The organism is Alcanivorax sp. 24 (assembly GCF_004360225.1).
GTDB classification, from domain to species: Bacteria; Pseudomonadota; Gammaproteobacteria; order Pseudomonadales; family Alcanivoracaceae; genus Alloalcanivorax; species Alloalcanivorax xiamenensis.
The window spans coordinates 1-471 of record NZ_SNUA01000079.1 but is presented as its reverse complement, the minus strand read 5'-3'; the positions used below and the strand labels follow the sequence as shown (position 1 = coordinate 471).

Genomic DNA, 471 nt, shown 5'->3' with positions numbered 1-471 from the left:
CTCTTGGATAGTTGCTCTATCGCCTTGCTACAAACTGGGTTTGTAATGTACTCGGATTGGCTATCATCAAGAAGCGGCGAGATAATAGATCTGCTTTTTTATTTGCGCAAGTATTTTTTAAATATTTTTTGAATTAATTTTGTACAGTAATTAATAGTCACTTAGTTACTGTTTTCAAAGCGTATTCCATAACTTTTTGAATAAATATCAAGCATGGCATTTGCGTCATCAGGGTGATTACTTTGGCTGTGTAATTGCTGAATATAGGCTGCCATTTCTGCGCTTTTCATATAATCATCGATAAGTGCAATGGCACGATAACCCGCCGTGGTTTTACTGCAGGTAAAAAAGCCATTAATAAATTCAGGGTATTCAGCAATACGTCTTGATGTGAGTTGACTTAGTTCATGAGCAGGTATGTGCGCTTCAAGTGCTTGTTTATAAGCAACAATGTAATCAATACGCTTATTG

General features: G+C 36.3%; 1 protein-coding gene. It reads right to left on the bottom strand.

Annotated features, from left to right (window positions below):
• Nucleotides 1-161: 161 nt before the first annotated feature.
• The coding region (locus E0L37_RS21635; protein ID WP_205655684.1) for a hypothetical protein at nt 162-471 on the bottom strand (310 nt) is incomplete at its 5' end.